Annotated in this window: 24 protein-coding genes; 18 read left to right on the top strand and 6 right to left on the bottom strand. The window is 73.2% G+C overall.

The annotated features are described in order from the left end of the window. Positions 1-5 precede the first annotated feature (5 nt). From AMK19_RS07125 to AMK19_RS07115, 4 genes are all read left to right on the top strand, one after another. Positions 6-515, top strand: coding sequence for a DUF742 domain-containing protein (locus AMK19_RS07125; RefSeq protein WP_083646550.1), 510 nt, complete (start codon positions 6-8; stop codon positions 513-515). Then, positions 496-1122 (top strand): GTP-binding protein, encoded by a 627-nt coding sequence (locus tag AMK19_RS07120; protein WP_241844285.1) that lies wholly within the window; start codon positions 496-498, stop codon positions 1120-1122. The genes AMK19_RS07125 and AMK19_RS07120 overlap by 20 nt, the downstream gene beginning before the upstream one ends. A 193-nt stretch (positions 1123-1315) precedes the next feature. After that, positions 1316-1447 (top strand): hypothetical protein, encoded by a 132-nt coding sequence (locus AMK19_RS37945; protein WP_274536957.1) that lies wholly within the window; start codon positions 1316-1318, stop codon positions 1445-1447. Between the two features lie 265 nt (positions 1448-1712). Continuing rightward, on the top strand, positions 1713-2342 hold the full coding sequence (locus AMK19_RS07115) for a winged helix-turn-helix domain-containing protein (RefSeq protein ID WP_073809003.1): 630 nt from the start codon (positions 1713-1715) through the stop codon (positions 2340-2342). A 44-nt stretch (positions 2343-2386) separates the two neighbouring features. Here the strand turns inward: AMK19_RS07115 and AMK19_RS07110 are convergent, their stop codons facing one another. Further along, entirely contained in the window at positions 2387-2593 is a 207-nt protein-coding gene (locus tag AMK19_RS07110) for a hypothetical protein (RefSeq protein WP_073809001.1), read from the bottom strand. A gap of 236 nt (positions 2594-2829) precedes the next feature. Beyond that, a complete protein-coding gene (locus AMK19_RS07105) occupies positions 2830-3945 on the bottom strand; it encodes an oxygenase MpaB family protein (protein ID WP_073809000.1) in 1116 nt (371 codons plus the stop codon). Between the two features lie 268 nt (positions 3946-4213). Between AMK19_RS07105 and AMK19_RS07100 the strand changes: the two genes are divergently transcribed. Next, on the top strand, positions 4214-5605 hold the full coding sequence (locus AMK19_RS07100; protein WP_073808998.1) for a Vps62-related protein: 1392 nt from the start codon (positions 4214-4216) through the stop codon (positions 5603-5605). A 177-nt stretch (positions 5606-5782) separates the two neighbouring features. On the opposite strand, the gene AMK19_RS07095 is transcribed toward AMK19_RS07100, so the two are convergent. Further along, positions 5783-6688, bottom strand: a complete 906-nt coding sequence (locus tag AMK19_RS07095) for an NAD(P)-dependent oxidoreductase (protein WP_073808996.1) — start codon at positions 6686-6688, stop codon at positions 5783-5785. Positions 6689-6772: 84 nt separating this feature from the next. Here AMK19_RS07095 and AMK19_RS07090 point away from each other — a divergent pair, with 84 nt between their 5' ends. Continuing rightward, a complete protein-coding gene (locus tag AMK19_RS07090) occupies positions 6773-7156 on the top strand; it encodes a winged helix-turn-helix transcriptional regulator (protein WP_073808995.1) in 384 nt (127 codons plus the stop codon). Positions 7157-7163: 7 nt separating this feature from the next. Here AMK19_RS07090 and AMK19_RS07085 read toward each other — a convergent pair whose 3' ends face one another. Continuing rightward, positions 7164-7937, bottom strand: a complete 774-nt coding sequence (locus tag AMK19_RS07085; RefSeq protein WP_073808993.1) for an IclR family transcriptional regulator — start codon at positions 7935-7937, stop codon at positions 7164-7166. Between the two features lie 361 nt (positions 7938-8298). Between AMK19_RS07085 and AMK19_RS07080 the strand changes: the two genes are divergently transcribed. The 6 genes from AMK19_RS07080 (at position 8299) to AMK19_RS07055 (ending at position 14071) form a co-directional block, all read left to right on the top strand. Further along, positions 8299-9318, top strand: coding sequence for an ABC transporter substrate-binding protein (locus AMK19_RS07080; RefSeq protein ID WP_073808991.1), 1020 nt, complete (start codon positions 8299-8301; stop codon positions 9316-9318). A gap of 132 nt (positions 9319-9450) precedes the next feature. Continuing rightward, positions 9451-10485, top strand: a complete 1035-nt coding sequence (locus AMK19_RS07075; protein WP_073808990.1) for an ABC transporter substrate-binding protein — start codon at positions 9451-9453, stop codon at positions 10483-10485. Further along, positions 10482-11330, top strand: a complete 849-nt coding sequence (locus AMK19_RS07070) for an ABC transporter permease (RefSeq protein ID WP_073808988.1) — start codon at positions 10482-10484, stop codon at positions 11328-11330. Before AMK19_RS07075 ends, AMK19_RS07070 begins: the two co-directional genes overlap by 4 nt. Beyond that, the gene (locus AMK19_RS07065; RefSeq protein ID WP_073808987.1) at positions 11327-12058 is read left to right on the top strand and encodes an ABC transporter ATP-binding protein; all 732 of its coding nucleotides are present in this window, start codon (positions 11327-11329) and stop codon (positions 12056-12058) included. The genes AMK19_RS07070 and AMK19_RS07065 overlap by 4 nt, the downstream gene beginning before the upstream one ends. A 31-nt stretch (positions 12059-12089) precedes the next feature. Then, positions 12090-12998, top strand: a complete 909-nt coding sequence (locus tag AMK19_RS07060; RefSeq protein WP_073808986.1) for an ABC transporter substrate-binding protein — start codon at positions 12090-12092, stop codon at positions 12996-12998. A 5-nt stretch (positions 12999-13003) separates the two neighbouring features. After that, positions 13004-14071 carry an LLM class flavin-dependent oxidoreductase gene (locus AMK19_RS07055; RefSeq protein ID WP_073808984.1) on the top strand — a complete coding sequence of 356 codons (1068 nt, stop codon included), beginning with the start codon at positions 13004-13006 and terminating at the stop codon, positions 14069-14071. An 86-nt stretch (positions 14072-14157) separates the two neighbouring features. On the opposite strand, the gene AMK19_RS07050 is transcribed toward AMK19_RS07055, so the two are convergent. Beyond that, the gene (locus AMK19_RS07050) at positions 14158-15147 is read right to left on the bottom strand and encodes an aldo/keto reductase (protein ID WP_073808981.1); all 990 of its coding nucleotides are present in this window, start codon (positions 15145-15147) and stop codon (positions 14158-14160) included. A 106-nt stretch (positions 15148-15253) separates the two neighbouring features. On the opposite strand from AMK19_RS07050, the gene AMK19_RS07045 reads away from it, so the two are divergent. Beyond that, positions 15254-15694 (top strand): group III truncated hemoglobin, encoded by a 441-nt coding sequence (locus tag AMK19_RS07045; RefSeq protein WP_073809620.1) that lies wholly within the window; start codon positions 15254-15256, stop codon positions 15692-15694. Positions 15695-15812: 118 nt separating this feature from the next. On the opposite strand, the gene AMK19_RS07040 is transcribed toward AMK19_RS07045, so the two are convergent. Further along, positions 15813-16001 (bottom strand): hypothetical protein, encoded by a 189-nt coding sequence (locus AMK19_RS07040; protein WP_073808980.1) that lies wholly within the window; start codon positions 15999-16001, stop codon positions 15813-15815. A 323-nt stretch (positions 16002-16324) separates the two neighbouring features. Between AMK19_RS07040 and AMK19_RS07035 the strand changes: the two genes are divergently transcribed. From AMK19_RS07035 to aspT (AMK19_RS07015), 5 genes are all read left to right on the top strand, one after another. Further along, positions 16325-19768 (top strand): BTAD domain-containing putative transcriptional regulator, encoded by a 3444-nt coding sequence (locus tag AMK19_RS07035; protein ID WP_143200082.1) that lies wholly within the window; start codon positions 16325-16327, stop codon positions 19766-19768. 169 nt (positions 19769-19937) lie between these two features. Next, a complete protein-coding gene (locus AMK19_RS07030; RefSeq protein WP_073808978.1) occupies positions 19938-22085 on the top strand; it encodes an MMPL family transporter in 2148 nt (715 codons plus the stop codon). A 105-nt stretch (positions 22086-22190) separates the two neighbouring features. Next, on the top strand, positions 22191-22544 hold the full coding sequence (locus AMK19_RS07025) for a DUF488 domain-containing protein (protein ID WP_073808976.1): 354 nt from the start codon (positions 22191-22193) through the stop codon (positions 22542-22544). 72 nt (positions 22545-22616) lie between these two features. After that, the gene (gene aspT / locus AMK19_RS07020) at positions 22617-24290 is read left to right on the top strand and encodes an aspartate-alanine antiporter (RefSeq protein ID WP_073808975.1); all 1674 of its coding nucleotides are present in this window, start codon (positions 22617-22619) and stop codon (positions 24288-24290) included. Positions 24291-24303: 13 nt separating this feature from the next. Next, a complete protein-coding gene (gene aspT, locus AMK19_RS07015; protein WP_143200081.1) occupies positions 24304-26001 on the top strand; it encodes an aspartate-alanine antiporter in 1698 nt (565 codons plus the stop codon). Positions 26002-26010 lie beyond the last annotated feature (9 nt).

Here is a 26010-nt window from a genome sequence, read left to right as displayed (position 1 = left end):
GATCTATGAGCGAGCCCGAGCCGACCGAGCCGACCGAGGCCACCGCCCCGGCCGGCCTCAGCGGTGAGAGCGCGGACGAGACGTCGACCGACGAACCGTCGGTCGACCTGTTCGCGCCCCGCACGCCGGTGGACGACCGCTGGTTCGACGACGAGGCCGGACCGATGGTCCGGCTGTTCTCGATGACCGGAGGACGGGCCCGGCCGGTCGACGAGGACCTGTTCGACCTGATCTCGCTCGTCACCGCCGCCGGGCCGGCCCTCGCCCCCGGCGGCGTCCCCGCCGACCTGGCGCTCGGCCCCGAGCACCACAACATCCTCCAGCTCTGCCGCGAAGAACCCCTCAGCGTCGCCGAGTTGGGCTCCTACACCGACCTGCCGGTCAGTGTCGTCCGGGTACTGCTCGGCGACCTCCACGACGCCGAACTGATCGACGTCACCCGGCCCTTCCAGCTCGCCCGGCAACCGGACGAGCGCCTGTTGCGAGACGTGATCAATGGCCTCCGTGCACTCTGACGCCCCCGGCACCCCCGGCACCCCGTCGACGCCCGTCGCCCGCAAGGCCCCCTGGGGCCCGCACGCGGTCAAGATCCTGGTCGCCGGCGGGTTCGGCGCGGGCAAGACCACCCTGGTCGGCGCCGTCAGCGAGATCCGGCCGCTGCGCACCGAGGAGACGCTCAGCGAACGCGGCCGCCCCGTCGACGACACCGCCGGCGTCGAGGCCAAGCGCACCACCACCGTCGCGATGGACTTCGGCCGCATCGACCTCAAGCCCGGCCTCGCCCTCTACCTGTTCGGCACGCCCGGCCAGGACCGCTTCTGGTTCGTCTGGGACGAACTCGCCCGCGGCACCCTCGGCGCGGTCGTCCTCGCCGACACCCGCCGGCTCGCCGACTCCTTCCCCTCCGTCGACTACTTCGAGCAGCGCGGCATCCCGTTCGTGGTCGCCGTCAACTGCTTCGAGGGCACCGAGGTGTACGCGCCCGAGGACGTGCGCGCCGCGCTCGACCTGTCCGCGACGGTGCCGGTGCTGCTGTGCGACGCGCGCCGCCGCGAGGACGGCAAGGAACTGCTCATCCGGCTGGTCGAGCACGCTGCCGAGCAGGTCGGAATCCGACTGTAGTTCGAGGCCATGTCTGTGCAGGTCAGGGCGGTGCTGTCCGGATGGTGAGCCGAAATTGTCTCGCAGGGCGGGCCGATGGGTGCAGTGGGTTGCCTTCCGGGCACTTCGCGTGGAAGTCTCGTAGCTGCGCCCGCCGTTCTGCCGTTCGTCGCGGGCACCAGCCACACACGCACGCCGGGGGAGGAGCAGCGCCATGACCACAGCCGTCCGCAGTGCTGCCGCCACCGCCGCCCTGTCGGCGCTCCGGGTGCTTCCCACGCTCCCCCTGTTGACCGTGCGTCGCTACATCGACCACGGGCTGATCTACAGCGCCTGCTGTCGCTGACGCGCCGTCACCACCCGCTTCTCCCGGGCATGGTGGCGGTTTCCGCGTCCCGCAACGACCTTCTTCGCGCTTCGGAGAGCCCTCCGTGCATCCCCGCACCCTTCTCGACCCGTTCTGGCCCTCGCGTCAGGCCCACCACTTCGACCAGACCTGTCGGCGCGCACCGCGCGCCTCCCGCCCGCCGCGCTGACCTTCCGTCAGCCCGGCGCGCCGGAAGCGCAGACGACGACCACCCACCGACCGTCACGCGCGAAAGAGCCCTCGAATGTCCTATGCCGCCACCGCGACCCCGCATCTGCGAGCGGTCCGCACCCTGCCGAACCACTCCCTCGACACCGAGCACCGCCGGATCGCCGCCCCGACCACCCGGCCCGCGCCCGCCATCGCCCCCGAGAGCCTGCTCGCCGGCCTCCAGGACGGCGCGGCCGTCGTCGCCGCGCTGCCCCAATCCGTGCTGCCGCAAGGCCTGTTGACGCAGCTCGGGGCGCACGCGAACGCCCCGCTGGTCGGGTACCTGGTGCTGGTGCCGGCCGAGAAGGTGGCCGCCCCTGCTCCTGCTCCTGCGCCTGCTCCGGTCGCTGCGGTCCGGCCGTTCACCCGGCCCGCCGACAGCGGCATCTCCGTCGACCTCGACCGCCGCAATGCGTACGTCGACGGCGTCCTGCTCGACCTCACCTACCTCGAGTTCGAGCTCCTCGCCCACCTCACCGAGCACCCGCACCGCGTCCACACCCGCGACCAACTCGTCCACACCGTCTGGGGCTACGGCCACGTCGGCGACGGCCGCACCGTCGACGTCCACGTCGCCCGCCTCCGCCGCAAGCTCGGCGCGGCCTACCGCGACACGATCGTCACCGTCCGCCGCGTCGGCTACAAGTACGCGCCGGTGGCGTGACGCCGGCCCGTCGGCCGCACCCTCCCCGGGGCGCGGCCGACGGATCACCGGCGGGCGCGGCGCTCGGCCTCGGCGTGCCACCACCTGGGCGGCGACGCCCCGGTGACGCGGGCGGTGGGCTGGTCGGGGTGCAGGCCGAGACGGCGCAGCGCGTCGGGCGGGAGTCGGACGTCGAACCAGCCGTGCCAGTGGCCGTCGCGGCCGATGCCGCAGGCGAGATCGCTGCGGATCTCGGCCGGGTCGAAGGGCATCCAGTCGATGCCCCGGTCGCGCAGTCAAGCGCGAACGGCCGCAAGGGGGTTGGGGCAGCCCGGCAGGTTCTCGTAGGCGGCGACGGTGATCCACTCGGCGTTCGGGTCGGTCATGCCGTCGATCCTGCCGGATGCGTTCTCGTCGTGGGCCCGTTCTGGGAGACTGGCCGGGGGCACTTCGCGCCGGGCGGGGCGGGAGCGCGGCGCCCTGCCCGGGCGGGGCGTCGCGGGAGGCGTCAGGGCGTCGAGTCGGTCAGGCCGGTGGGTACCTGCCACTCCCGGCGCCGGCCCTTGTTGGTGAGCAGCAGGCCCTCCTTGAAGATCAACAGGCCGAGCCGGCTTGCCAGTTCGGCAACCGGCGGCAGGGTGTCGCCGGTCTTCCCGTACCCGAAGCTCGGCAGGGCGGCGGCGGACAGCCCCAGTTGGGTGAGGCTGTCCGCCGGGGGCACGTCCACGACGTCGGCGGACTTGTCGCCGATCAGGCGCCGGATCAGCGTGGGGCCCGCCCCCGGCGGCACCGGCAGGACCTCGCGGATGAAGTCCAGGACGCCCTTGGTCAGCACCCGCCCGGCCTCCGAAGGGCGCTGCTGGTGACCGATGATGGCGTCCTTCAGGGCGGAACCGTCGTTGAACTCGGCCGGGTTGAGCTGCTCGTCGACGCCCAGGACGTGGCCGGCCACCCGCCAGATGTGGAAGTAGGCGTCGCGGTCCTCGGGCAGCAGGTCGACGCCGAGCGAGGCGAGGCCGAGCGGGATCAGCACCGAGAAGCTCATCAGGGTGCCGGCCAGGTCCTCCTGGTTGACCGGCACCCCCAGCGCGTCCGCGTCCCAGTCGCCCAGTTGGGACACGTGGTAGCGCATGGTGGCGTGCAGCAGGCGGACCTTCTGCGCCGAACGCAGCCCGCGACCGGTCGGCCCCAGGCCGTCGTTGTCGAGGACGTCGACGACGAACTGCGAGGTCTCCGCCAGGCGCCGGTAGACCCCGGAGGTGAGGCGCTGCGAACGGACCAGCACCTCGGCCCCGTTGCCGCAGGTGTAGCAGAGCGGGAGCGAACCGCAGAGCAGGATCGAGGCGATCAACGGCTGGTACCGGCCGAGGAGTTGGTGGCCGCGCGCCATCTTCGCCCGATCCGCCCAGGGCGGCAGGACGGCCGTCTCCTCGAAGTACTGCTGGAGCTTGGGCGGCAGCCCGGCGGGGACGGCTTCGCTGTTGCGGCCGAAGCCGAGCAGTGTCTGCCGCACCTGGTCCTGCTGCCCGAGCTGGTAGGTCTCCGCGATGGCGGCGTCCCCGAGCGGGTCTCCGGCGCGGCGCATCCGGTCGAGCAGGTCGGCTGTCCAGTGGGTGGCGGCCATGTGGGTCCTCCGTAGAACCGGCAAGTGATGCGTATGCCTACCACCGTGGCGCGGGACGGCTCGGGCAACCTCACCCGAACGTGGGCGCGCCGACGCGGGGCGGGGTGCGGCGTCAGGAGTGGGTGGGGCGCGGTGTCTGCGGCGGGTGGGGCGCAGCGTCGGCGGCGGGCGCGGGGCCTTTCGCGAAGCCGACCCGGCTGCCGAAGGTAACGGGTAGTGTGCGCAGCGTAGTTGTTGATGCTCTGTCGAAAAGGGGCGGTGTTTCGTCATGCCAACTTCCGTTGCGCGATTCGGGGATCTGGAGATCGCCTACACCACGAGGTTCCAGCTGGGCCTGGACAGCAGCAGCAAGCGCACCAGGCTGAGCGGCTCGTTCTACCACCCGGTGCCGCCGGAGGGGTTCCACGTCCTGGGCAGCATCGGCTTCCCCAGCCTCACCGACCCCAACGGGAAGGTCGCGGCGCTCTGCGTGCGCGAGGCGGCGGGGACGACGGGCGGCGCGCTGGCCCGCCCGAAGGGCTACGAGTGGGTCTGGAACGACACCGGCACCGGGGGCACGGACGGCTCCTGCTGGCGGCCGGTTCCGCCGCCCGGCTACCGGCCGTTGGGGAACGTCTTCGTCTATGGCCACGCCGAGCCGTCGACCGACCTGGTGATGTGCGTCAGGGAGGACCTGACGGTGCCCGCGCCCGCGGGCGACCTGATCTGGAACGACGGGGGCGGCGGCGGTAAGTACGACTTCAGCGCCTGGAAGATCAGTGCCCCCGACCAGTACGTCGACGAGACGCCGGGGGCCACGAAGGCGGTGATCACCCCCGAGTCGTTCGTCGCGCTCGCCGGGTACGAAAAGCCCTCCTCCGCACCCGAGTTGTACGCGCTGTGCCTGCCGCTGCCCAGTGAGCGCACCGAGCTGTCCCCGGCGGCCCCGGCGCTGACCGGGCGGACCCGGCCGGCGCAGTCCACGCCCGCGGTGACCGACCACAGTGTGCGGGTGCCGCTGACCGCGGTGCGCGACGACGCGAAGTCGCCGGCGTGGCGGATCGAGAACTCGCCGTACTACACGATCGAGCGGCGGGTGTGGTGGTCGCTGCTGCTGTTCAACGACAACCGCACCGACACCGACCAGACCGTCGAGGACGCGGTGACGGTCGGCGTCGAGAAGACCAGCAGCGAGACCTTCAGCAGGAACACCGGCGTCTCGGTGAGCGCCGAGGTCGGCGTCAAGATCTTCGGGACGGGCGCGACCGTCAGCGCGAGCGTGAGCGCCGAACTGGGCTACGAGTCCTCGACCTCGGTGTCCGAGTTCCGCTCACGGACCGTCACCCGCCGGCTGGTCACCCCCAAGAACACGGCCGGCGCCCTCTGGGTCGCGTCCTACGGCCTGCGGACCCTGCGGGCGGACGGCACCGTGGTGGGCTCGCAGCTCAAGTTCGAGGGCGACGCGTTCCACCACGCGCAGTACCCGTCCAGCGAGCCGGCGCCGACGCCCGTGCCGACGCCGAACTCCGGGATTCCGGCCTTCGCCCGGCTGGTGTCGAAGTACAGCGGCAAGGTGCTGGACGTGGGCGGCCCGTCGATGGAGAACGGTGCGGGTGTCCTTCAGTGGGAGTGGAAGGGCGGCGACAACCAGAGGTTCCGCCTGGACGGCCTCGCCGAGTAGCACCCTCCGCCGGCCCTCGCGGTGAGCGAGGGCCGGCGTCCGGAGACCGGAAGGCCCGCCCCGGGCGACGAACGCCCGGGGCGGGCCTCGGTGTTGATGCTCGCTCCGATCCGGCCGCCCGCGCTGTCGGCGGTGTCGGCGGTGCCGGACGGCGGGGTGGGGCGGTCGGGCGGGGTGTCAGTGCGGCGCGCGGATGGCGTCGATGATGCGGGTCCAGTTGTCGGCGCCGTGGCCGTTGGCGATGGCCTGGCGGTAGTGGGACTGGACGGCGAGGGGGAGGGCGGGGTCGAGGCCGAGGGTGGCGGTGGTTTCGACGATGTGGTCGGCGGTGGCGCCCATCATGGTGACGGTGCTGAGGTGGCCGGGGTGTTCGCCGGCGTCGAGGGCGGCACCGGGGTGCTGTTCGTTGGCCCGGAGGATCGCGCCGATGGCGTCGGCGGAGGCGAGCAGTTCGGGCATCGCCTCGGCGGCCTTCAGCCCGGCGGTGCCGAGCATGGCGGTGGCCTGCATCAGGGCGGTCAAGGTGCTGAGGAACACGGTCAGTTGGGCCTGGTACATCATCTGGGCGAGGCCCGGGTCGGAGCCCAGGTACTTCGGCGTGCCGAGGAGTTCGAGCACCGGGGTGTGGTGCCGGAGCAGCTGGTGGTCGCCGCTGTAGTAGACGTGGGCGGCGGGCGTGCCGACCATCGGCGCGGGGACCATGACGCCGCCGGTGAGGAACTCCGCGCCGTGGCCGGCCGCCCAGGCGGCCGCCTCGCGGGAGCGGTCGGGGGTGTCGGAGCTGAGGTTGGCGAGGGTGCGGCCGGCGAGTGAGGCGGTGGCGGGGTCGAGGATGTCGTGCATCGCCCGGTAGTCGGTGAGGCTGAGGAGGACGAGGCCGCTCGCCTCCACGGCCTCGGCGGGCGTCGCGGCGAGGGTCGCCCCGGCCTCGACGAGTCCGTCGGCCCGGGCGGGGGTGCGGTTCCAGACGGTGACGGGGTGTCCGGCGGCGAGCAGGACCCGGGCCATGGCCCGGCCCATCGGGCCGAGGCCGATCACGGTGACGGCGCCGAGCTTCTGGTGTGGCTTCTGCTGTGCGTTCACCCCTCCATGCTCGGAGAAGGTCACTACGCTCGGAAGTACCCACTGATTACTGCGGTACTTACCTTTTCGTAAGGGGGATCGGCGATGGCCAGGGCACCGAGGCAGGGTCCGTACATCTGCGGCATCGACGCCGCGCTCGACGTGGTGAGCGGCAAGTGGAAGGGCCTGATCCTCTGGGAGCTCGCCACTCACGGCGTGCGCCGCTTCGCCGAACTCCGGCGCGCTCTACCGGGCGTGAGCGAGAAGATGCTGACCCAGCACCTGCGCGAGCTGGAGGAGGACGGCCTGGTCAACCGGAAGGTGTATGCGGAGGTGCCGCCCCGGGTCGAGTACTCGCCGACGGAGCAGGGGCGCACGCTCAACGAGGCGCTGCGGCCGCTCGGCGCATGGGGGACGGAGCGGGTCCGGCGTGAGGCCGTCGCGGTGGTGGAGTTCCCGGAGGCGCCGGGGAGGACGTCCGGGGGGTGAGCGGTGGTCAGCGCTCGTCGGCCGGGAGGAGGAGGACGGCGAGGGCCTGGGCGCAGGTGCGGGCGAGGGCGAGGGTGTGCGGGAGGGAGCCGGGGGTGAGGTGGGCGGGGGTGGAGCGGAGGGCGAGGGCGAAGCGGGCGGTGGAGGCGGAGTCGAGGACGGGGACGGCGAGGGTGCGGATGCCGGGGGCGGACTCGCCGTCGTTGAGGGCGTAGCCGCGTTCGCGGGTGAGGGCGAGTTCGGCGTCGAGTGCGGCGGGGTCGGTGAGGGTTCGGTCGGTGTAGGCGGGCAGCGGGTCCGGCAGCGGGCCCTCGGCGGTGGAGGGCCAGGCGAGCAGGACCTTGCCGAGCGCGGTGGAGTGCAGGGGGCGGCGCAGGCCGAGGCCGGTGGAGGGCAGGACGGAGCCGCCGACCAGGATCAGGGCGTGCGGGCCGGAGCGGATGGCGAGGTCGGCGGTGGCGCCGGTGCGGCGGGCGAGCTGGTCGAGTTCGGGTCCGGCGAGGTGCAGTCCGCGTTGGTGGAAGGCGAGTTGGCCGAGTTCGGCGACGGCCGGGCCGAGGCTGTAACGGGCGGTGCGGTCGTCCTGGTCGAGGAAGCCGGTGGCGACCAGGGTGCGGGCGAGGCGGTGCGCGGTGGAGACGGACAGGCCCATCCGGCGCGCGAGTTCGGAGGCGCTGAGCGAGGGGCCGTTGTCGTGGAAGCAGTGCAACAGGCCGAGCGCCCGGTGGACCGCCTGGGCGCCGGTCGGCGGTGACTGGAGAATTCCGGGGCTGGCGGGCATCGCACCTCTTCGGGATTGGCTCTGGTCGGTCAACTGCTTTGGCGTTTACAGGATATGGGTCCGATCGCGAACGGAGCATGTCGGCGGTGTTGCGGCGGCACGCCTCAGCGTGAACAGCTGATCCCATCATCTGGCAACGCTTGATCCGGGCCCTGACCTCGTGGAACGCTCGGTCCATCGGCGGACACCGGGTCGCCGACGGCCCGTTCGGCCGATCCGACAGGAGGAGGTGCGCCGTGACCACAGCCCGGCCCCTTCCTCGCTGTTGTCGCTGAGAGCTCTCCCGAACTCCCTTTTCCCGCCGTACTGTTCCCACTGTGTGGGATGTCTGTGCGTCTTCCCAGATTTCCGGAGCCCCGCCATGAGCCCCGTCCCCGCCGTGCCCGGCACGCCCCCGTCTCCCGACACCCTGTGGTTCACCCGCTGCCCGGTGCCCACCGCCACCGGCATCGCCGCCGACCGCGGCTGGCTGGCCGAGGAGTTCGCGGCCGACGGGATCACGGTGCGCTCCCTGCAGGACGCCCCGCCCGAGGTCGCGGCCGACCACCACTACACGCACGCCCTGACCGCGCTGTTCCGCGAAGGCGGCAACGTGCCTGCGCTGTGGGCGCGTTCGCGCGGTGAGCGGACCCGACTGATCGGCCTGACCTGGATCGAGGAGCGTCAGACGATCCTGGTCCGGGAGGACAGCGGCATCCGCTCCGCCGAGCAGCTGCGCGGCGCGCGGCTCGCGGTGCCCCGGCACCCGATCGGCATCGACTTCTGGCGGGCGATGGCCCTGGCCGGCCACCACGGCGTGCTGGAATCCGCCCAACTCGCGCCGGGCGACGTCGAGTTCACGGAGGTGACGGCGGAGCCGGACGGCGCGCAGTGGGCGGCCGAACTGGCCGCGCTGCGGGACGGCCGGGTGGACGCGGTGTACGTGAAGGGCGCGCTGGCGGTGGAGGCCGCCCGCCGGTACGGCGCCGTGCCTGCCGTGGAGCTCGACGCACTCGCCGACCGCCGCCACCGGGTCAACAACGGCACCCCCCGCCCGATCACCGTCCACCAGCAACTTCTGGACGAACACCCCGAGTTGGTGGCCAGGTTCGTCGCCGTGCTGCTGCGGGCCGCCGACTGGGCGGCCGGACAGCCGGCCGAGGTGGCGCGGATCCTCGGCGCGGAGACCGGCGCCGGGCCGGAGGGCGTCGCCGGGGCGTACGCCGCCGGCGGGCACCGCGCCCTGCACCCGGACCTGTCCGCCGAGCGCCTCGACCTGCTCGCGCAGCAGGAGCGCTTCCTGCGCGCCCACGGCTTCCTCGCCGACCGGGTCGACGTCCACGCCTGGGCCGACCCCGCCCCGCTGGCCGCCGCCCGCGAACTGCTCGCCGCCCGCTCCTGACGCCCTGACGCCTTGACGCCCTGACGCCTTGACGCCCTGACGCCCTGACGCCCTGAAATCCTGACGCCTTGACGCCCTGAAACCCGCCCCGGCGTCCGTCCCCGCTGTTCTGTGATCCAAGAGGAGAGACCCATGCGCAGCACCACGAAGCGCACCCGAACCACCGTCGCCGTCACCGCAGTTGCCGCTGCCGCCCTGGCCCTGACCGCCTGCGGCCCGTCCGGCTCGGGCACCGGCGGGAGCGCCGACGGCAAGGGCGGGGAGGTCGTGCTCCGGGTGCCCGACCCCGGGAACTCCGGCTTCCTGGCGAAGGGGAAGAAGGACGGCTCGCTGGACCGCGCGCTGGCCGCCGTGCACGCCAAGGTGGCGTGGACGGGCAGCGCCGGGCCGTTCGCCCCCGCCGCGCAGGCGCTGAACGCCGACCAACTGGACGTCGCCCAGGGCTCGATCACCTCGGCGGTCACCGCGCTCGCGCAGAAGCCCGGCTTCAAGCTGTTCGCGCAGATCGCGCCCGACGAGGCAGGCGAAGGCATCCTGGTGAAGAACGGCTCGCCGATCAAGGAGGTCAAGGACCTGGTCGGCAAGAAGGTCGCGGTCGCCCAGGGCGGCACCTCCGAGTACCTGCTGCTGAAGGCGCTGGAGAAGAACGGCATCCCGGCGGACCAGGTGCAGCGGGTCTACCTGCGGGCCGACCAGACCTCCGGGGTGTTCAACTCCGGCCAGGTGGACGCCTGGGCGACCTGGGGGACGTTCTCCATCCCGGCGATCGCCAACACGGGCGCGCACTTCCTGGTCGACGGCAAGGCCGTCGGCAGCGACAACTACGCGGTGTGGGCGACCCGTTCGGCCTTCGCCGAGCAGCACCCCGAGGTGCTGAAGGCGTTCTACGGCTACCTGCACGAGAACGCCGCCAAGGAGAAGGCCGACCCCGCCGCCTACCTGAACGTCTTCACCGACGCCGGCCCGACCGCCGTCAGCCCCGCCGAGCAGCAGGTCGCCGTCGAGTTCGGCAGGCAGCGCGCCGTGGAATCGCCGATCACCGACGCCGACACCGCCCGCTTCGGCGTGGTCGCCGCGTTCTACGCCGACCAGGGCGTCACCAAGGCGAAGGTCGACGTCAAGCCCTACCTGATCGACATCAACTCCCTTGCAGGGGCGGCGAAGTGACCGTCACCACCGAGGAGGCCCGGGCGGCCGGGCTGGTCGCCCCGCGCGCCCGGACCACCGCCGACCGCCCGCGCGGCCTCTCGCTCGCCCTGCGCACCCTCGGGCCGCTCGCGCTGCTCGCCGCCTGGCAGATCAGCTCCGCGACCGGCGTGCTGACCCCCGACGTGCTCGCCTCGCCCGGCCAGGTCGTCCAGGCCGTCGGCGAGTTGTGGGGCAACGGCCAGCTGGGCGACGCGCTGTCCACCTCGCTGACCAGGGCCGGGCTCGGCCTGCTGTTCGGGGCCGGCGTCGGCCTGGTGCTCGGCGTGGTCACCGGATTCTTCCGGCTCGGCGAGGAACTGCTCGACTCCGCCGTGCAAGTGCTGCGCACCGTACCGTTCCTGGCGCTGGTGCCGCTGTTCATGGTGTGGTTCGGCATCACCGAGACCGCGAAGGTCGCGCTGATCGGCGTCGCCACCTCCTTCCCGATGTACGTCTCCACCTCCGGCGGCGTCCGCAACACCGACCGCAAGCTCGTCGAGGCGATGCGCAGCTTCGGCCTGTCGCGCTGGGCGGTGGTCCGCGAGGTCGTGCTGCCCGGGGCGCTGCCCGCGCTGCTGTCCGGACTGCGACTGTCGATGACGCTCAGCGTGATCGCGCTGATCGCCGCCGAGGAGATCAACTCCACCGAGGGGATCGGCTACTTGATGGCCCAGGCGCAGAACTTCTCGCGCACCGACGTGCTCGCCGTGTGCATCCTGATCTACGGCCTGCTGGGCCTGGCCGCCGACGGCGCGGTCCGCGTCCTGGAGCGGCTGCTGATGCCCTGGCGTCCCGTGAACGGCCGGGCGGTGGCCGGACGATGAGCGCTCCCGCTGTTCATGTCCGTGGCCTGCGAAGGGTGTTCGGCACCCGGGCGGTCCTCGACGGCATCGACCTGGACATCGCCCGCGGCGAATTCCTCGCCCTGCTCGGCGCGTCCGGCACCGGCAAGACCACGCTGCTGCGCATCCTCGGCGCACTCGACCGCGCCGACGAGGGCACCGTGCTGGTGCCGCCCGCCCGGACGGTGGTCTTCCAGGAACCCCGGCTGATCCCGTCCAAGCGCGTCCTCGGCAACGTCACCGTGGGCCTGCCGCGCGGCGCCGCCACCCGGGAGACCGGCCGGCAGGCCCTCGCCGAGGTCGGCCTCGCCGGCCACGCCGAGGCCTGGCCCAGCACCCTGTCCGGCGGCGAGGCGCAGCGCGCCGCACTCGCCCGGGCCCTCGTCCGCGAACCCCAACTCCTGCTGCTGGACGAGCCGTTCGCCGCCCTGGACGCGCTCACCCGGCTGCGCATGCAGGACCTGGTCGGCGACCTGTGCCGCCGCCACCGCCCCGCCGTGCTGCTGGTCACCCACGACGTGGACGAGGCGATCCGCCTCGCCGACCGGGTCGCAGTGCTCCGCGAGGGCGCCCTCGTCCGGGACGAGACGGTCGCCGTCGAACGCCCCCGCGACCCCGCCGACCCCGCCTTCGCGGCCCTGCGCCGCGACCTGCTCGCCGACCTCGGCGTGCACCAGGAAACCAAGACCGAAACCGCGAACAGCAACTGACGTTGCGTCACCACAGAGAAGAGACCGCGCCATGACCGTCACCGTCGGTGTGCACCGCTCCAACCCGTCCCTCTACCACCTGGCCCGACTCGACTACCTCCAGCAGGAGCTGGCCCCGCTCGGCGAGAGCGCCGAGTTCCACCACTACGCAGACGGCACCAGGACCGGCGCCTACCTCGCCGACGGCACCATCGACTTCGGCGGGACGGGCTCCACCCCGCCGATCACCGCACAGGCCGCCGGGCACGACATCGTGTACACCGCCGTCTCCGCGCCCCGCCACGACCACGGCGCGCTGCTGGTCGCCGCCGACGGGCCGATCGCCTCCGTCGCCGACCTGAAGGGCGCCACCGTGGTGCTCGCCATCGGCTCCTGGCAGACCCACCTGCTCGCCAAGTCCCTCCACCAGAACGGGCTTTCGTACCGCGACGACATCACGGCCGAACGCCCCGCCGGGGACGAGGCCGAGCGGCTGCGCAGCGGCGCCATCGCCGGCTGGATCGCGCAGGGCGCGGAACTCGCCGCCGCCCGCCGCACCGGCGAGTTCCGCGAACTGATCCGCACCACGGACGTGATCACCGACCGCTCGGTGTTCTTCGCCCGCCGTGAACTCGCCGTCCAGCGGCCCGAGGTGGTCGCCGCGATCGTCACCGCCCTGCAGCGCGCCGACCACTGGGCCGCCGCCCACCCCGAGGAGGCGGCAGCCGTCGCCGCCGCCGACCAGGGCGGCGAGCAGGCCGACTGGCACACCGCGCTGACCGCGCTGCCCTGGCAACTGGAGCCCGCCACCGCCGAGTTCGTCGCCGAACAGCAGGAAGCCGCGGACATCTTCCACCGGGTCGGCTTCATCGACCGGCCCGTCACCGTCGCCGACATCCACCTGCCCGCCCTGGAGCAGCCGGTCGCCGACGCCATCTCCCGTGCCGCGAAGGGGAACTGAGCGCCATGGCCACCGAAGTCCTGTGGTACCTGATCCCCCGCGAGGGCCACTACCCGTGGGAGCCCGAGGGCCGCCGCCCGGTCGACCTCGGCTACCTCCAGCACCTCGCCGCCACCGTCGAACGCCTCGGCTACACCGGCGCGTTGCTCGCCACCGACCAGTACGACGTGTGGGCGCTCGGCTCCGCGCTCGCCGCCGCCACCGGCCCCGGCTTCCAGCCCCTGCTCGCCGTGCACCCCGGGCTGATCTCGCCCACCCTGCTGGCCAAGATGGCGCTGTCCTTCGAGCACCTGCACGGCCCGGGCCGGCTCCGCTTCAACGTGGTCAACGGCTCCACCCATCAGCTGCGCGAGTACGGGCTGCACGTCGACCACGACGACCGCTACCGGCTGTCCGCCGAGTACTGGAGCCTGGTCAAGCGCCTCACCAGCGGCGAAGTCTTCGACCATGAAGGCGAGTTCTACCAGCTGAAGAACGCCGGCGCGTCGCTGCGCGACCTGCCGCCGCTGCGCGAGGGCCACATCCCGCTCTGGTTCGGCGGCTCCTCCCCGGCCGGCATCGAGGTCGCCGCCGAACACGTCGACGTCTACCTCACCTGGGGCGAACCCCCGCACCTGCTGCGGGAGAAGCTGGAGAAGGTCCGCGAACGCGCCGCCGCGCACGGCCGCACCCTGCGGCTCGGCCTGCGCCTGCACCTGATCGTCCGCGACACCGAGGAGCAGGCCTGGGCCGCCGCCGACCGCCTCCTCGACGTCACCAGCGAAGCCACCTACGCCCGCCAACTCGGCGGCCGGCAGGGCGAGGACGGCGTCGGCTGGCAGCGCCAGTTCCGCCAGCACGGCGGCCGCGTCCCCGCCCGCGCCCGCGAACTGGAGACCCACCCCAACCTGTGGCCCGGGATGAGCCTGTTCCGCCCCGGCCCCGGCACCGCCGTCGTCGGCTCCACCGAACAGGTCGTCGAACGGCTCCGGGAATACCAGGAGTTGGGCGTCGACACGTTCATCCTGTCCGGCAACCCGCTGCTGGAGGAGGCCTACCGGGTCGCCGAGACGGTGCTCCCGCAACTGGCCTGACGCGCACGGGCGGCCGAACCCGCTTCGGCCGCCCGCACGTCGGGGATCAGCTGCGCACGGTGGGGATCAGTTTCGTACGGCGGAGATCAGCTGCTCAGCCGGTCGATCTCGGCGATCTCCTGCGCGGTGAGCGGGCCGGCCGCCAGCGCGTCCAGGTTCTGGTCCAGCTGGCGCACGCTCGACGCACCGACGATCACCGACACCACCCGCTCGTCCCGCAGCACCCAGGACAGCGCCAGCTGCGCCAGGCTCTGACCGCGCCCCTCGGCGACCTTCGCGAGCGCCCGCAGCTGCGCCAACTTGGCCTCGGTGAGCGCCTCTTCCTTCAGGAAGTGCCCGACCGACATCCGCGAACCAGCCGGCACCTCGCCGCTCAGGTAGCGGTCCGTCAACAGGCCCTGCGCCAGCGGCGAGTACGCGATCAGCGAGGTCTGCGTCTCGCCCACCGCGTCCAGCAGGCCCTGCTCCGGCTCCCGGTTCAGGATCGAGTAGCTGGCCTGGTTCAGCAGACACGGCGTGCCCAGCTCGCGCAGGATCGCCACCGCCTGCCGGTGCTGCTCCGCCGGGTAGTTGGAGATCGCCGCGTACAGCGCCCGGCCCGAACGCACCGCCGTGTCCAGCGCCCCCATCGTCTCCTCCAGCGGAGTCGTCGGGTCCCACCGGTGCGAGTAGAAGACGTCCACGTAGTCCAGGCCCATCCGGCCCAGCGACTGGTCGAGGCTCGCCAGCAGGTACTTGCGGCTGCCGCCGTCCCCGTACGGGCCCGGCCACATGTCCCAGCCCGCCTTCGACGCGATGAACAGCTCGTCCCGGTACGGACGGAAGTCCTGCGCGAACAGGTAGCCGAAGTTGCGCTCCGCACTGCCGTACGGCGGACCGTAGTTGTTCGCCAGGTCGAAGTGCGTCACCCCCCGGTCGAACGCCCGGCGCAGCACCGCGCGCTGCACCTCCAGCGGCTGGGTGTCACCGAAGTTGTGCCACAGTCCGAGCGAGACGGCGGGCAGCTGCACACCGCTGCGCCCGGCGCGGCGGAAGGTCATCGAGGCGTAGCGGTCGTCCGCGGCGAGGTAGGTCATACCGGCATCCTGCCAGGTGAGCGCGGCGAACGGGACCAACGGCCCTCCCCGCGGCGCCCCGCCGCGGCGTACCCTGACCGGGCGCGCGACGTACCAGGAGGAGACCGTGGCACTGCCGGACATCACCACCAGGGCCGACCTGGAGTCCGCCCTCCGGCGCTTCTACCGCGCCGCCTTCGCCGACCCGCTGATCGGCCCGATCTTCACCGAGATCGCCCGCCTCGACCTGGAGGCACACCTCCCGCGGATCACCGACTTCTGGGAGAGCGCCCTGCTGCGCACCGCCTCCTACCGGGGCAACGCGCTGGCCCCGCACGCCGCGCTGCACGCGATCAGCCCGCTCACCGCCGAACACTTCGGCCGCTGGGTCCAGCTCTGGCGCGCCACCCTCGACGGCCGCCACGCCGGCCCCGTCACCGAACGCGCCAAGGCCCAGGCGCAGCGGATCGCCGTCACCATGCTGCGCCGCCTCGGCGAGCCCGACACCGGCGGCGGCGCCGGCGGCTTCGTGCCGCTGGCCGCCGTCCGCCTGGCCTCCGGAAACTGAACGACACCGGCAGTTGTGACGGTTCGCCTTCATAGGGTGTTCGGTCGGTCGACTTCTTCCGGTCCCCGAATGTCGGTGCGGCCCGGGTGGCCGCCGGAATTCCGCGGCGGGCGGATTGTCACCGACCCCACGTCACGTCCTCGATGGGGCCCTTGATGGACGTCACCGGGCCTTTGACGGTGGCGCCCGCGGCGTGGACAGCCCCGCCGACGTGCGAGGACGGCGCGGAGGAGAGTCCGATCAGCACGGCGATTCCGGCGGACAGCAGGCCGACGAAGACGGTGCGGGCCGTGCGAGTGGCGTTCACGGATTTCTCTTCTCTGTGCGAATTGCAGTGCGTGTTCAGAGAGTTACCCGACGAATCCGCCGGGGATCTCCGACCCGTCGGCCCTGCCGACGGGCACCACTCTGGCGTCTCGTTCGAACACAGGGAATAGCTGGAGGGTGGACGGATCATGCAGTGGCACAAGTCGTCCACATGATCTTCTCGTGCGGCCGGCCGTGGCGGAGGCAATGACGCAGGTGGGAGGCGGTGCGCGACGGCAGGGAAGGGCGGGGCGTGGGACGGCGGAGGTGCGGAGGGCGGCTGGTGGACGGTTCCGGACCGCCATCGCATAGGCTCGGCGCACGATGGTGCGGATCACTGTGCTCGGGGCACTCACGGCGCAAGTGGCGGGGGACGCAATCCGGTTGGGCGGCCCGCGTCAGCGTGCCGTGCTCGCGCGCCTGCTGGTCGCGCGCGGCGCGACGGTCTCCGCCGACCGCCTGATCGACGACCTGTGGGACGGCGCGCCGCCCGCCAAGGCCGCCGTCTCGCTCCAGGCCTACGTGTCCAACCTGCGCCGCCTCCTGGAACCCGGGCGCGGACCCCGACAGGAACCGCGACTGCTGGTCAGCGCCGGGCGGGGCTACGCGCTGCGCGAAGTGGCCCTCGACGCGGCCGAGTTCGAGAGCCTGACGGCGGCGGGCGACGCCCGGCGGGCGCTCGCGCTGTGGCAGGGCGCCGCGTACGGGGAGTTCGCCGAACGGCCCTGGGCCGCCGTCGAGACCGCCCGGCTGGAGGAACTCCGCACCGCCGCCCGGGAGTCGGCGACCGCACAGTCCCTCGCCGAGGGCCGCTTCGGGCCGGCTGTGCAGGACGCCGCCGCCCTCGTCGAGGACCACCCGCTGCGCGAGGAGGGCTGGCGACTGCTCGCCCTCGCCCTCTGGCACGCCGGCCGCCAGGCCGACGCCCTCACCGCCGTCCGCCGCGCCCGCCACCACCTCGCCACCGAACTCGGCCTCGACCCCGGCCCGGCCCTCACCGACCTCGAAACCGCGATCCTCCGCCGGCAACTGGACCGCCTGACGCTGCCGACGGGGCCCGGCGGGGGCGCGGAAGCCGGCCGGTCGGGCGGTGCTGCGGTCGGCGGAGGGCCGTTCGGGACCCCCGTCGGGGGCGGGGGCAACGCGGCCCGCGACGGCGGGCGGGGGCCATCGGCCGCGCCCGGGCCCACCGGCGGAGACGCCGAGGGGCCGGCGGCGGACTCGGCTCCGACGGCCGGGGGCAGGGCGGCGGCGGGGTCCGGGCGACTGTTCGTGGGGCGGGCGGAGGAGCTGGGCGCGCTGCGGCGGGCCGCCGAGGCCGCGCGGGGCGGGGTGGGGTTCGCGCTGGTCAGCGGAGAGGCCGGAGCGGGGAAGTCCACCGTGCTGGGACGGCTGGGGGAACAGCTCGCCGAACAGGGGTGGCGGGTGGCGACCGGGCGGTGCCCGGAGAGCGCCGGGGCGCCCGCCGCGTGGGCGTGGACCGAGGTGCTGCGCGAGCTCGCCGGCCGGCACCCGGACGTCGTCGCCGACCGCGAACTCGCCCCGCTGCTCGCCGACCCGGGGCCGGCGGCGGGCCGGGACGCGCTGTCCGGACGGTTCCGCCTGCACCGTGCCGTCGTCGCCCGCCTGCACGCCGCCGCCCGCACCGCGCCGCTCGCCGTCCTGCTCGACGACCTGCACGCCGCAGACCCGGAGACCCGCGAACTGCTCGGCGAGCTCGCCGCCCAGCACGCCGACGGCACCCCCGCCGGCGGCCTGCTGGTGGTCGCCGCGCTGCGCCCCGGCGAAGGCGAACTCGCCGACGTACTGGGCCGGTTGGCCCGGCGCTCGCCCACCCGGGTGCCGCTCGGCGGGCTCGACGAGGCCGACGCGGGACGCCTGATCGAGGCGGTCTGCGCCGCGCCCGTCCGCCCGGAGACCGTCCACGCCCTCGCGGAGCGCACCGGAGGCAACCCGTTCTACCTCGCCGAGAGCGCCCAACTGCTCGCCCTGGGCGACGAGTCGACCGCGCTGAAGGAAGTCCCGCAGGGCGTCCGGGACGTGCTGCGGCGGCGCTTCGAGCGGCTGCCCGCACCGGCCGTCGACCTGCTGCGGCTGGCCGCCGTCGCCGGCCGGGAGAGCGACGTCGACCTGCTGGTGCGGGCCGGCGAGCAGGACGAGGACACCGCCACCGAGGCCGTCGAGGCGGCCGTCGCCGGCGGGCTGCTGCTGGAACCCCGGCCCGGCGCCGTCCGATTCGCCCACCTGCTGGTCCGCGACACCCTGTACGCCGACCTCGGCGGCCTGCGCCGGGCCCGCCTGCACGGCCGGATCGGTCACGCGCTGCGCGACCTGCGACCCGGCGAACTCACCGCCCTCGCCCACCACTTCACCCAGGCCGCGTCCACCGCCACCGCCGAACTCGCGGTCGAGCACTGCGTCCGCGCCGCCGAGGCCGCCGAACGCCGCTACGCCCACCGCAGCGCCGTCGCGCTGCTCCGGCAGGCCGTCGACAACCTGGAACGCGCCGCCGAACGGCCCGGCGAGGACCGGGCCGCCCGCCGCATCGACCTGCTCGGGGCGCTGCTGCGGGCCCAGGTCCGGGCCGGGCAGGTCGGCGACGCGGGGGAGACCAAGGCGCACGCCCTGCGGCTCGCCCGCGAGTCCGGCCGCGAGGACCTGCTGATCGCCGCCTGGACCGCCTGGACCGAACCCACCCCGTGGGTCACCCACCCCTACGGCACCGTCGACCAGGACGCCGTCGACACCCTCGGCCGACTGCTGCGCCGCACCGACCTGCCGCCCGCCACCCGGTGCCGGCTGTTCGACGCACTCACCCACGAACTCGACTGCACCGGCGCGCAGATGGCCCTCGACGCGGCCGCCCGCGCGGTCGCCCTGGCCCGCGCCGAGGACGACCCGCACCTGCTGTGCCTCGCCCTCGCCGCACAGGCCCGCGCCTGCGACCACGAACTCGCCGCGGTGGACCGGCGCCGCCTCGCCGAGGAGATCTCCGCGCTCGCCGTCGCCCACGACCTGCCCGCCTACCGCTGGCACGCCGAACACCTGGGCGCCACCGCCGCCGCCGTCCGCGGTGACCTCCCCGCGCTGCGCCGCCACCTGGCGGCGGGCGAGGAGATCGCGCAGCGCTACCGGCTGGTCGAACTCTCCGACGTGGTGCTCTGCCAGCGCGCCATGCTGGAACTCGCCGCCGACCGGGTCGAGGAGGCGACCGCGCTGTACGAGCAGGCGATGACGAGCCTGCGGGCCCGCAGTTCACTGCACGCCGACGCCCTCCACGCGCTGGTGCGGATCGTGATCGCGCACCGGGAGGGCCGACTCGGCGAGATGCTCCCGCTGATCGACCACCACCGCGCCCAGTACGGGCCGCTGGTCGCCGACGTCGCCGCGCTCGCCCTACTGGCCGCCGGACGCCCCCGCGAGGAGGCCCGTGCGGCCCGCGCCGAGCGCCGCACCGTGCAGGCCGACTACTTCCGGTCGCTGTTCCTGGTGCTGCGCGCGGACGCCGCGATGGCCCTCGACGAGCGTGCCGAGGTCGCCGAACTCCTGGACGAGCTGAGGCCGTTCGCCGACCTGGTGGCGGGCGCCAGCTCCACCTCGATCGCCGCCCGCCCGGTCGCCCTGTCGCTCGGCGAACTCGCCCGCCACCTCGGCCGGACCGCCGAGGCCGCCGAGCACTTCCGGCACGCCGTCGAGGTCGCCCGCCGCTGGGAGTCGCCGAGTTGGGAGGCCCGGGCCCGCGAAGCCCTCGCCGCGCCGGAGCGCTGACGGCCCGCCGCCCGGAAGGCCGGCTCGGTCGCCTTGATCGCCTCGGTCGCCCCGATCGGCTTGATCGGCTTGGAGGGCCGTCGCCGTCCGCGCCAAGTGGACTCCAAGCGGCCCCTCCCACACTGGTGTTCGTCACCGACTCGAACGCCCCACGGGAGGCACCCGCACCATGTCCACACTCCTCGGCCGCCTCGGCGGAGCCGCTGCCGCTCGGCCCTGGCGCACTGTCGCAGCCTGGCTGCTGCTGATCGCCGCGATCTTCGGCCTGGCCCGGGCGTTCGGCGGCGAACCCCACGACAGCTACCGGGTGCCGGGCACCCGCTCCACCGCCGGGCTCGACCTGCTGCACGAACGCTTCCCCGAGACCGCCGGCGCGGACGCCCGCGTGGTCGTCCACGACCGCAACGGGAAACCGCTTTCCGCAGACGTTCTGTCAACCCTCCGCACCCGCCTGACCACCCTCCCGCACGTGCTCGCCGTCGCCCCGCCGATACCCTCGCAGGCCGGCGACACGGCGCTGCTGACGCTGAGCTACGACGTCGAGGTGACGGCGTTCAAGGGCGCCACCGGACTCGACGCGCTGCGCGACGCCGCCCGGCCCACCGCCGACGCCGGCTACCAGGTCGAGTTCGGCGGCCAGGTCCCGGAACACTTCAGCGCCCCCGACGGCACCGCCGAGGCGATCGGCATGGCCGCCGCGCTGATCATCCTGGTGATCGCCCTCGGCACCGTGGTCTCCGCCGGACTGCCGCTGGTGGTCGCGCTCGCCGGCCTCGCCGCCGGGACGGGACTGATCACCCTGATGGCCGCCGTCACCGACATCAGCGACATCGCGCCCACCGTGGCGTCCATGGTCGGCCTCGGCGTCGGCATCGACTACGCGCTGCTGCTGGTCTCCCGGCACGTCGAAGGAGTGCGCCGCGGCCTGGACGCCCGGGCCGCCGCCGGCGCCGCCAACGCCACCGCGGGCGCGTCCGTGGTGGTCGCCGGCTCCACCGTGCTGGTCTCGCTGTTCGGCCTGAAGCTCGCCGGCCTGTCGATCTACGCGTCCTTCGGCTACGCGACCTTCGCCACCGTCGGCGGCGTCATGCTCGCCTCGCTCACCCTCGTCCCCGCCCTCGCCGCCCTGGCCGGGCCCCGCCTGCTGCGCCGCGCCGAACGCCGGGCCGTGGGCCGCAGCGACGTCGTGGCCACCGCGGACGCCCCGACCCGCACCGAGCGCTGGGCCCGCCTGATCGGCCGCCGCCCGATCGCCGCCGCCGTGCTGTCCCTGGCGGTGCTGCTCGGCCTGGCCGCGCCGATGCTCGGCATGCGCACCTGGCCGCAGGACGCCGGCAGCCAGGCCCCCGGCAACACCACCCGCAAGGCCTACGACCTGATCGCCGACGCGTACGGCCCCGGCGCCAACGGCCCGCTGCTGCTCGCGGTCGACCTCGACCGGCTCCCGAAGAGCGAACTGCCCGCGCTGGAACAGAAATTGGCGCAGGATCCGGCCGTGGTGCAGGTCGGCCCGGCCCGGCTCGGCGAGGCCGGGAACGCCGCCGTGATCACCGTGACCCCGCGGACCGGCCCGCAGGACGCCGCCACCGCGAAGCTGGTCAAGCGGCTGCGCGACCACGAACTGCCCGCCGGCGTCGAGGTGACGGGCGTGGTCGCCACCTTCTCCGACATCTCCGACCGCCTCTCCGCCCGCCTGTGGGTGGTCGTCCCGTTCGTCGTCGCCCTGTCGCTGGTGCTGCTCACCGCGCTGTTCCGGGCCCCGGTGATCGCGGTGAAGGCCGCCGCGATGAACCTGCTGTCGGTGGCCGCCGCGTACGGCGTGATGACGGCGGCGTTCCAGCACGACGCGAGCGCGAAGCTGCTCGGGCTGCCGCACGCGGTGCCGGTGTCCAGCTGGGTGCCGATCCTGATGTTCACCGTGCTGTTCGGCCTGTCCATGGACTACGAGGTGTTCCTGCTGTCCCGGGTCCGCGAGGACTGGCTCGCCACCGGCGACGCCAAGGGCAGCGTGGTGCGCGGCCTGTCCGCCACCGGACGGGTGATCAGCAGCGCCGCCGCCATCATGGTCGCCGTGTTCACCGGCTTCGCGATCGACCCCGACATCACCGTCAAGATGATCGGCGTCGGCATGGCCGTGGCCGTCCTGATCGACGCCACCGTCGTCCGCCTGGTGCTGGTGCCCGCCACCATGACCCTGCTCGGCCGCCACAACTGGTGGCTGCCCGGCTGGCTGGACCGCCTGCTGCCGAAGCTCCGCATCGAACACGGCGACGAGCCCGCCGCCCCCGCCGCCCGCCCCGAACCGGCCGCCGTCTGACACCCGCCCGGCAGGGCCCGCCCCCGGGCGGGCCCTTGCTGCGTGCGGGTGCCCGCGCCGCGTGGTCCGCGCCGCCCGCCCCGCGCCCCTGCGTACCGTGACCGCATGAGCGTGCGGATGGAGCGGGTGTACGAGGCGCCGGACGGCGGGGTGCGGGTGCTGGTGGACCGGCTGTGGCCGCGCGGCCTGAAGAAGGAGGACGCCCACCTCGACCGCTGGGCCAAGGACGTCGCGCCCTCCACCGAGCTGCGCCGCTGGTTCCACGGCACGCAGGGCGACTTCGAGGAGTTCGCCCGCCGCTACCGGGCCGAGCTGGACGCTCCGCAGGTGCAGCAGGAGCTCGACGAGCTGCGCCGACTGGCCGCGGGCGACGCCGACCTGGTGCTGCTGACGGCCGTCAAGGAGCCGTCGCACAGTCACGTGTCGGTGCTGCTGGAGCGCTTGGAGCAGTCCGGCTAGCACGTTCGGCGGACCGGCCGCGTACGGCGTGTTCTTTCGGGCAGATGTACGCAAATCGGCTGTAATGCGGGCATGAGCCTGCTGCGAGAGAACGCCGTTCTCGCCCTCTTCTTCTGCCTCGGCCTGGGCTACCTGGTCGGCAAGCTACGGGTCGGACCGATCCAACTCGGCGGCATCTGCGGCGTCCTGATCGTGTCGATGCTGGTCGGCGCCCAGCACGTCACGGTCAACGCGGACGTCAAGAACGTCGCCTTCGCCCTGTTCATCTTCTCGCTCGGCTACATCGCCGGCCCCCAGTTCTTCGCCAACCTCAACGCCAAAGGGCTGCGCTTCGGCGTGCTCTCCCTGATGGAGGCCGTGGTCGTCGTCCTGATGGCACTCGGCTTCGCCAAGATCTTCGACCTGGACGTCGGCACCGCCGCCGGCATCCTGGCCGGCGCCGCCACCGAATCCGCAGCCGTCGGCACCGCGCAGGACGCCATCGCCAAACTGCCCGGCATCACCGCCGACCAGACCGTCCAGCTGCAGGCGCACGTCGCCACCGCCTACTCGGTCTGCTACCTGTTCGGCCTGATCAGCATCGTCCTGCTGACCAGCCAGCTCTTCCCGATGCTGATGCGGATCAACCTCGCCGACGCCTCCCGCCGACTCTGGGAGAAGATGCGCGGCGGCGAGAACGGACACCAGGAGGGCGAAGAGCCCTCGCTGCCCGCACTGGTCGGCCGGACCTACCTGGTCTCCCAGGGCGAAGGCACCCGGATCAGCCAACTCCAGGAATCCTCCGGACAGTTGGTCACCGTCGAGGCGATCAGCCGGGGCGGCCGCAAACTCGACCCCGACGACGACCCGGTGCTGCGACGCGGCGACCAGGTCCTGGTCGTCGGCCGCCGCGCCGCCGTCATCGACGCCGGCCACGACCTCGGCCCCGAGACCGGCGACACACCCGGCCTCGACCGGGCCCTGGCCGTCCGCCAGGTCGTGGTCACCAACAAACAGGTCGCCGGCCACCCGCTGAACGACGTCCGCGACCGCGACAGCCAGGCCACCGGCGGCGTCTTCCTCACCGACATCCAACGCGTCGACCATCACCTGCCCGCCGTCGGCGAGACCGAGGTCCACCTCGGCGACACCCTGACCGTCGTCGGCGCCCCCTCCAAACTCGACCGGTTCGCGGCCCGGGTCGGCGCCATCGTCCGCCAGGACACCGCCGACTGGATCTACCTCTCGCTCGGCATCTGCCTCGGCGTCCTGCTCGGCAAGGTCAACGTCCGCTTCGGGGACGTCAGCCTCACCCTCGGCACCGGCGGCGGCTGCCTGATCGCCGGCCTGGTCTTCGGCTGGGCCCGCTCGCTGCGCCCCACCTTCGGCGCCTACCCGCCGGTCGCCGCCCAGACCCTCAAGGACCTCGGCCTGGCGATGTTCATCGCCGTCACGGGCATGGCCGCCGGCCCCGACGCAGGCCCGCTGCTCAAGCAGTACCCGGTACTGCTGCCCGCCGCCGGCATCCTGATGGTCGTCGTCCCCGCATTCCTCGGCCTGTTCCTCGGCCGCCGACTGCTGAAGATCGAACCGCCGATCCTGATCGGCGCGATCGCCGGCCAGCAGTGCTCCACCCCCGCCATCACCGCCATCGGCAACGTCGCACAGAGCAGCGTCCCGATGCTCGGCTACACCATCACCTACACGCTCTCCAACTTCCTGCTGCCGCTGACCGGACCGGTCCTGGTCGGCCTGGTCGGGCTCTGACAGGGGAAAACCATTGGGCTGGATCACCGATCACGTCTTCAAGCCGTACCCGGAACTGCTGATCTTCCTGACCATCGCGATCGGCTTCCTGGTCGGACGGCTGCACTGGAAGGCCATCGGGCTGGGCGCGGTGACGGGCTGCCTGATCGCCGGGCTGTTCACCGGCTGGCTGACCGACGTCGAAATCAACGGCACCGTCAAATCGGTGTTCTTCATCATGTTCCTGTTCGCCCTCGGCTACAAGGTCGGCCCGCAGTTCTTCCGCGGCCTGAAGAAGGACGGGCTGCCGCAGGTCGCCGTCACCCTCGCGGTCTGCCTCACCGGCCTGCTGATCTGCTGGGCGTTCGCCGACATGCTCGGCTACGGCCCCGGGCTCGGCGCCGGACTGCTCGGCGGCGCACTCACCCAGTCCGCCGTCATCGGCGTCGCCCAGGACGCCATCGGCACGCTGCCCGGGCTCAGCGCCGACCAGGTCACCGCGCAGCAGAACCTGGTGCCGATCGGATACGCCGTCACCTACCCGCTCGGCACCATCCTGTGCGCGATCCTGCTGGCCAACATCGCCCCCCGCTTCCTGCGGAGCGACCTCGCCGAGGACTCCCGCGCCCTCGCCGCCGAACTCGACGCCCCCGCCGGCGACCCCGACCTGAGCGACGGCTACTACGAGGTCGTGCTGCGCGCCTACACCGTCGAACACGGCCTGGCCGGCTCCACCGTCGAACAGATCGAGCAGCGCGAGAAGGACGCCGACCGGCGGATCTACCTCACCCGGGTCCGCCGGGCCGGGACGATCCTCCCGCACGACCAGCAGACCGTCATCGAGCACGGCGACGTGGTCGCGGTCAGCGCACTGCGGCACGACCTGGTCGACTTCGACCCGATCCGCAGCATCGGCCCCGAGACCGACGACGTCGAACTGCTCGACTACCAGACCGAACACCTGCACGTGGTCGCCTCCGAGAAGGCCCAACTCGGCAAGACCATCGCCGAGTTGCGGCGCGAACCGTTCATGGTCGGGGTGTTCGTCGACAAGCTCTACCGCTCGGGCGCGGAGTTCCCGTACGTGCTCACCACCCAGGTCGAACGCGGCGACACCCTGGTGCTGTCCGGCCCGCAGCGGCTCGTCGAACCGGCCGGGAAGCAGCTCGGCAAACCGGTGCCGACCAGCTTCGCCACCGACATGACCTGGGTCGGCCTCGGCATCTTCCTCGGCGGCTGCATCGGCATCCCCGCCCTCACCGTCGGCGGCGTGCCGATCAGCCTGTCCACCTCCGGCGGCGCGCTCATCATGGGCCTGATCTTCGGCTGGATCCGCGGCCGGTACCCCACCTACGGCAACGTGCCGCCCGGCGCCCAGTGGTTCATGGACACCCTCGGCCTGTGCGCGTTCGTCGCCATCGTCGGCATCAACGCCGGACCCAGCTTCACCAGCGGCCTCTCCCAAGCCGGTTGGGGACTGCTGGTGTGGGGCGCCGTCGCCACCGTCGTCCCGCTGCTCGTCGGCATCCTGATCGGCCACTTCGTCTTCCGGATGCGCCCGCCGATCCTGATGGGCGTGGTCGCCGGCGCGCAGACCACCACCGCCGCGATCGGCGCCATCAACGAAGCCGCCCGGAGCCAGATCCCCACCCTGGGCTACACCATCCCGTACGCGGCAGGAAACGTCCTGCTGACCATCTGGGGCGCCGTCATCGTCGCCCTGCTCGGCTAGGAGAGACCC

The sequence above is a fragment of the Kitasatospora sp. CB01950 genome (assembly GCF_001905465.1).
Lineage (GTDB): Bacteria > Actinomycetota > Actinomycetes > Streptomycetales > Streptomycetaceae > Kitasatospora.
Note: the sequence above shows the minus strand (reverse complement) of the source record. Positions and strands in the feature narration are given on the sequence as shown.

What these genes read in the sequence shown, in the direction of transcription:
- AMK19_RS07125 (WP_083646550.1), top strand. Translation starts at nt 6, where the DNA reads ATGAGCGAGCCCGAGCCGACCGAGCCGACCGAGGCCACCGCCCCGGCC.
- AMK19_RS07120 (WP_241844285.1), top strand. Translation starts at nt 496, where the DNA reads ATGGCCTCCGTGCACTCTGACGCCCCCGGCACCCCCGGCACCCCGTCG.
- AMK19_RS37945 (WP_274536957.1), top strand. Translation starts at nt 1,316, where the DNA reads ATGACCACAGCCGTCCGCAGTGCTGCCGCCACCGCCGCCCTGTCGGCG.
- AMK19_RS07115 (WP_073809003.1), top strand. Translation starts at nt 1,713, where the DNA reads ATGTCCTATGCCGCCACCGCGACCCCGCATCTGCGAGCGGTCCGCACC.
- AMK19_RS07110 (WP_073809001.1), bottom strand. Translation starts at nt 2,593, where the DNA reads ATGCCCTTCGACCCGGCCGAGATCCGCAGCGATCTCGCCTGCGGCATC.
- AMK19_RS07105 (WP_073809000.1), bottom strand. Translation starts at nt 3,945, where the DNA reads ATGGCCGCCACCCACTGGACAGCCGACCTGCTCGACCGGATGCGCCGC.
- AMK19_RS07100 (WP_073808998.1), top strand. Translation starts at nt 4,214, where the DNA reads ATGCCAACTTCCGTTGCGCGATTCGGGGATCTGGAGATCGCCTACACC.
- AMK19_RS07090 (WP_073808995.1), top strand. Translation starts at nt 6,773, where the DNA reads ATGGCCAGGGCACCGAGGCAGGGTCCGTACATCTGCGGCATCGACGCC.
- AMK19_RS07085 (WP_073808993.1), bottom strand. Translation starts at nt 7,937, where the DNA reads ATGCCCGCCAGCCCCGGAATTCTCCAGTCACCGCCGACCGGCGCCCAG.
- AMK19_RS07080 (WP_073808991.1), top strand. Translation starts at nt 8,299, where the DNA reads ATGAGCCCCGTCCCCGCCGTGCCCGGCACGCCCCCGTCTCCCGACACC.
- AMK19_RS07075 (WP_073808990.1), top strand. Translation starts at nt 9,451, where the DNA reads ATGCGCAGCACCACGAAGCGCACCCGAACCACCGTCGCCGTCACCGCA.
- AMK19_RS07065 (WP_073808987.1), top strand. Translation starts at nt 11,327, where the DNA reads ATGAGCGCTCCCGCTGTTCATGTCCGTGGCCTGCGAAGGGTGTTCGGC.
- AMK19_RS07060 (WP_073808986.1), top strand. Translation starts at nt 12,090, where the DNA reads ATGACCGTCACCGTCGGTGTGCACCGCTCCAACCCGTCCCTCTACCAC.
- AMK19_RS07055 (WP_073808984.1), top strand. Translation starts at nt 13,004, where the DNA reads ATGGCCACCGAAGTCCTGTGGTACCTGATCCCCCGCGAGGGCCACTAC.
- AMK19_RS07050 (WP_073808981.1), bottom strand. Translation starts at nt 15,147, where the DNA reads ATGACCTACCTCGCCGCGGACGACCGCTACGCCTCGATGACCTTCCGC.
- AMK19_RS07035 (WP_143200082.1), top strand. Translation starts at nt 16,325, where the DNA reads ATGGTGCGGATCACTGTGCTCGGGGCACTCACGGCGCAAGTGGCGGGG.
- AMK19_RS07030 (WP_073808978.1), top strand. Translation starts at nt 19,938, where the DNA reads ATGTCCACACTCCTCGGCCGCCTCGGCGGAGCCGCTGCCGCTCGGCCC.
- AMK19_RS07025 (WP_073808976.1), top strand. Translation starts at nt 22,191, where the DNA reads ATGAGCGTGCGGATGGAGCGGGTGTACGAGGCGCCGGACGGCGGGGTG.
- aspT (WP_073808975.1), top strand. Translation starts at nt 22,617, where the DNA reads ATGAGCCTGCTGCGAGAGAACGCCGTTCTCGCCCTCTTCTTCTGCCTC.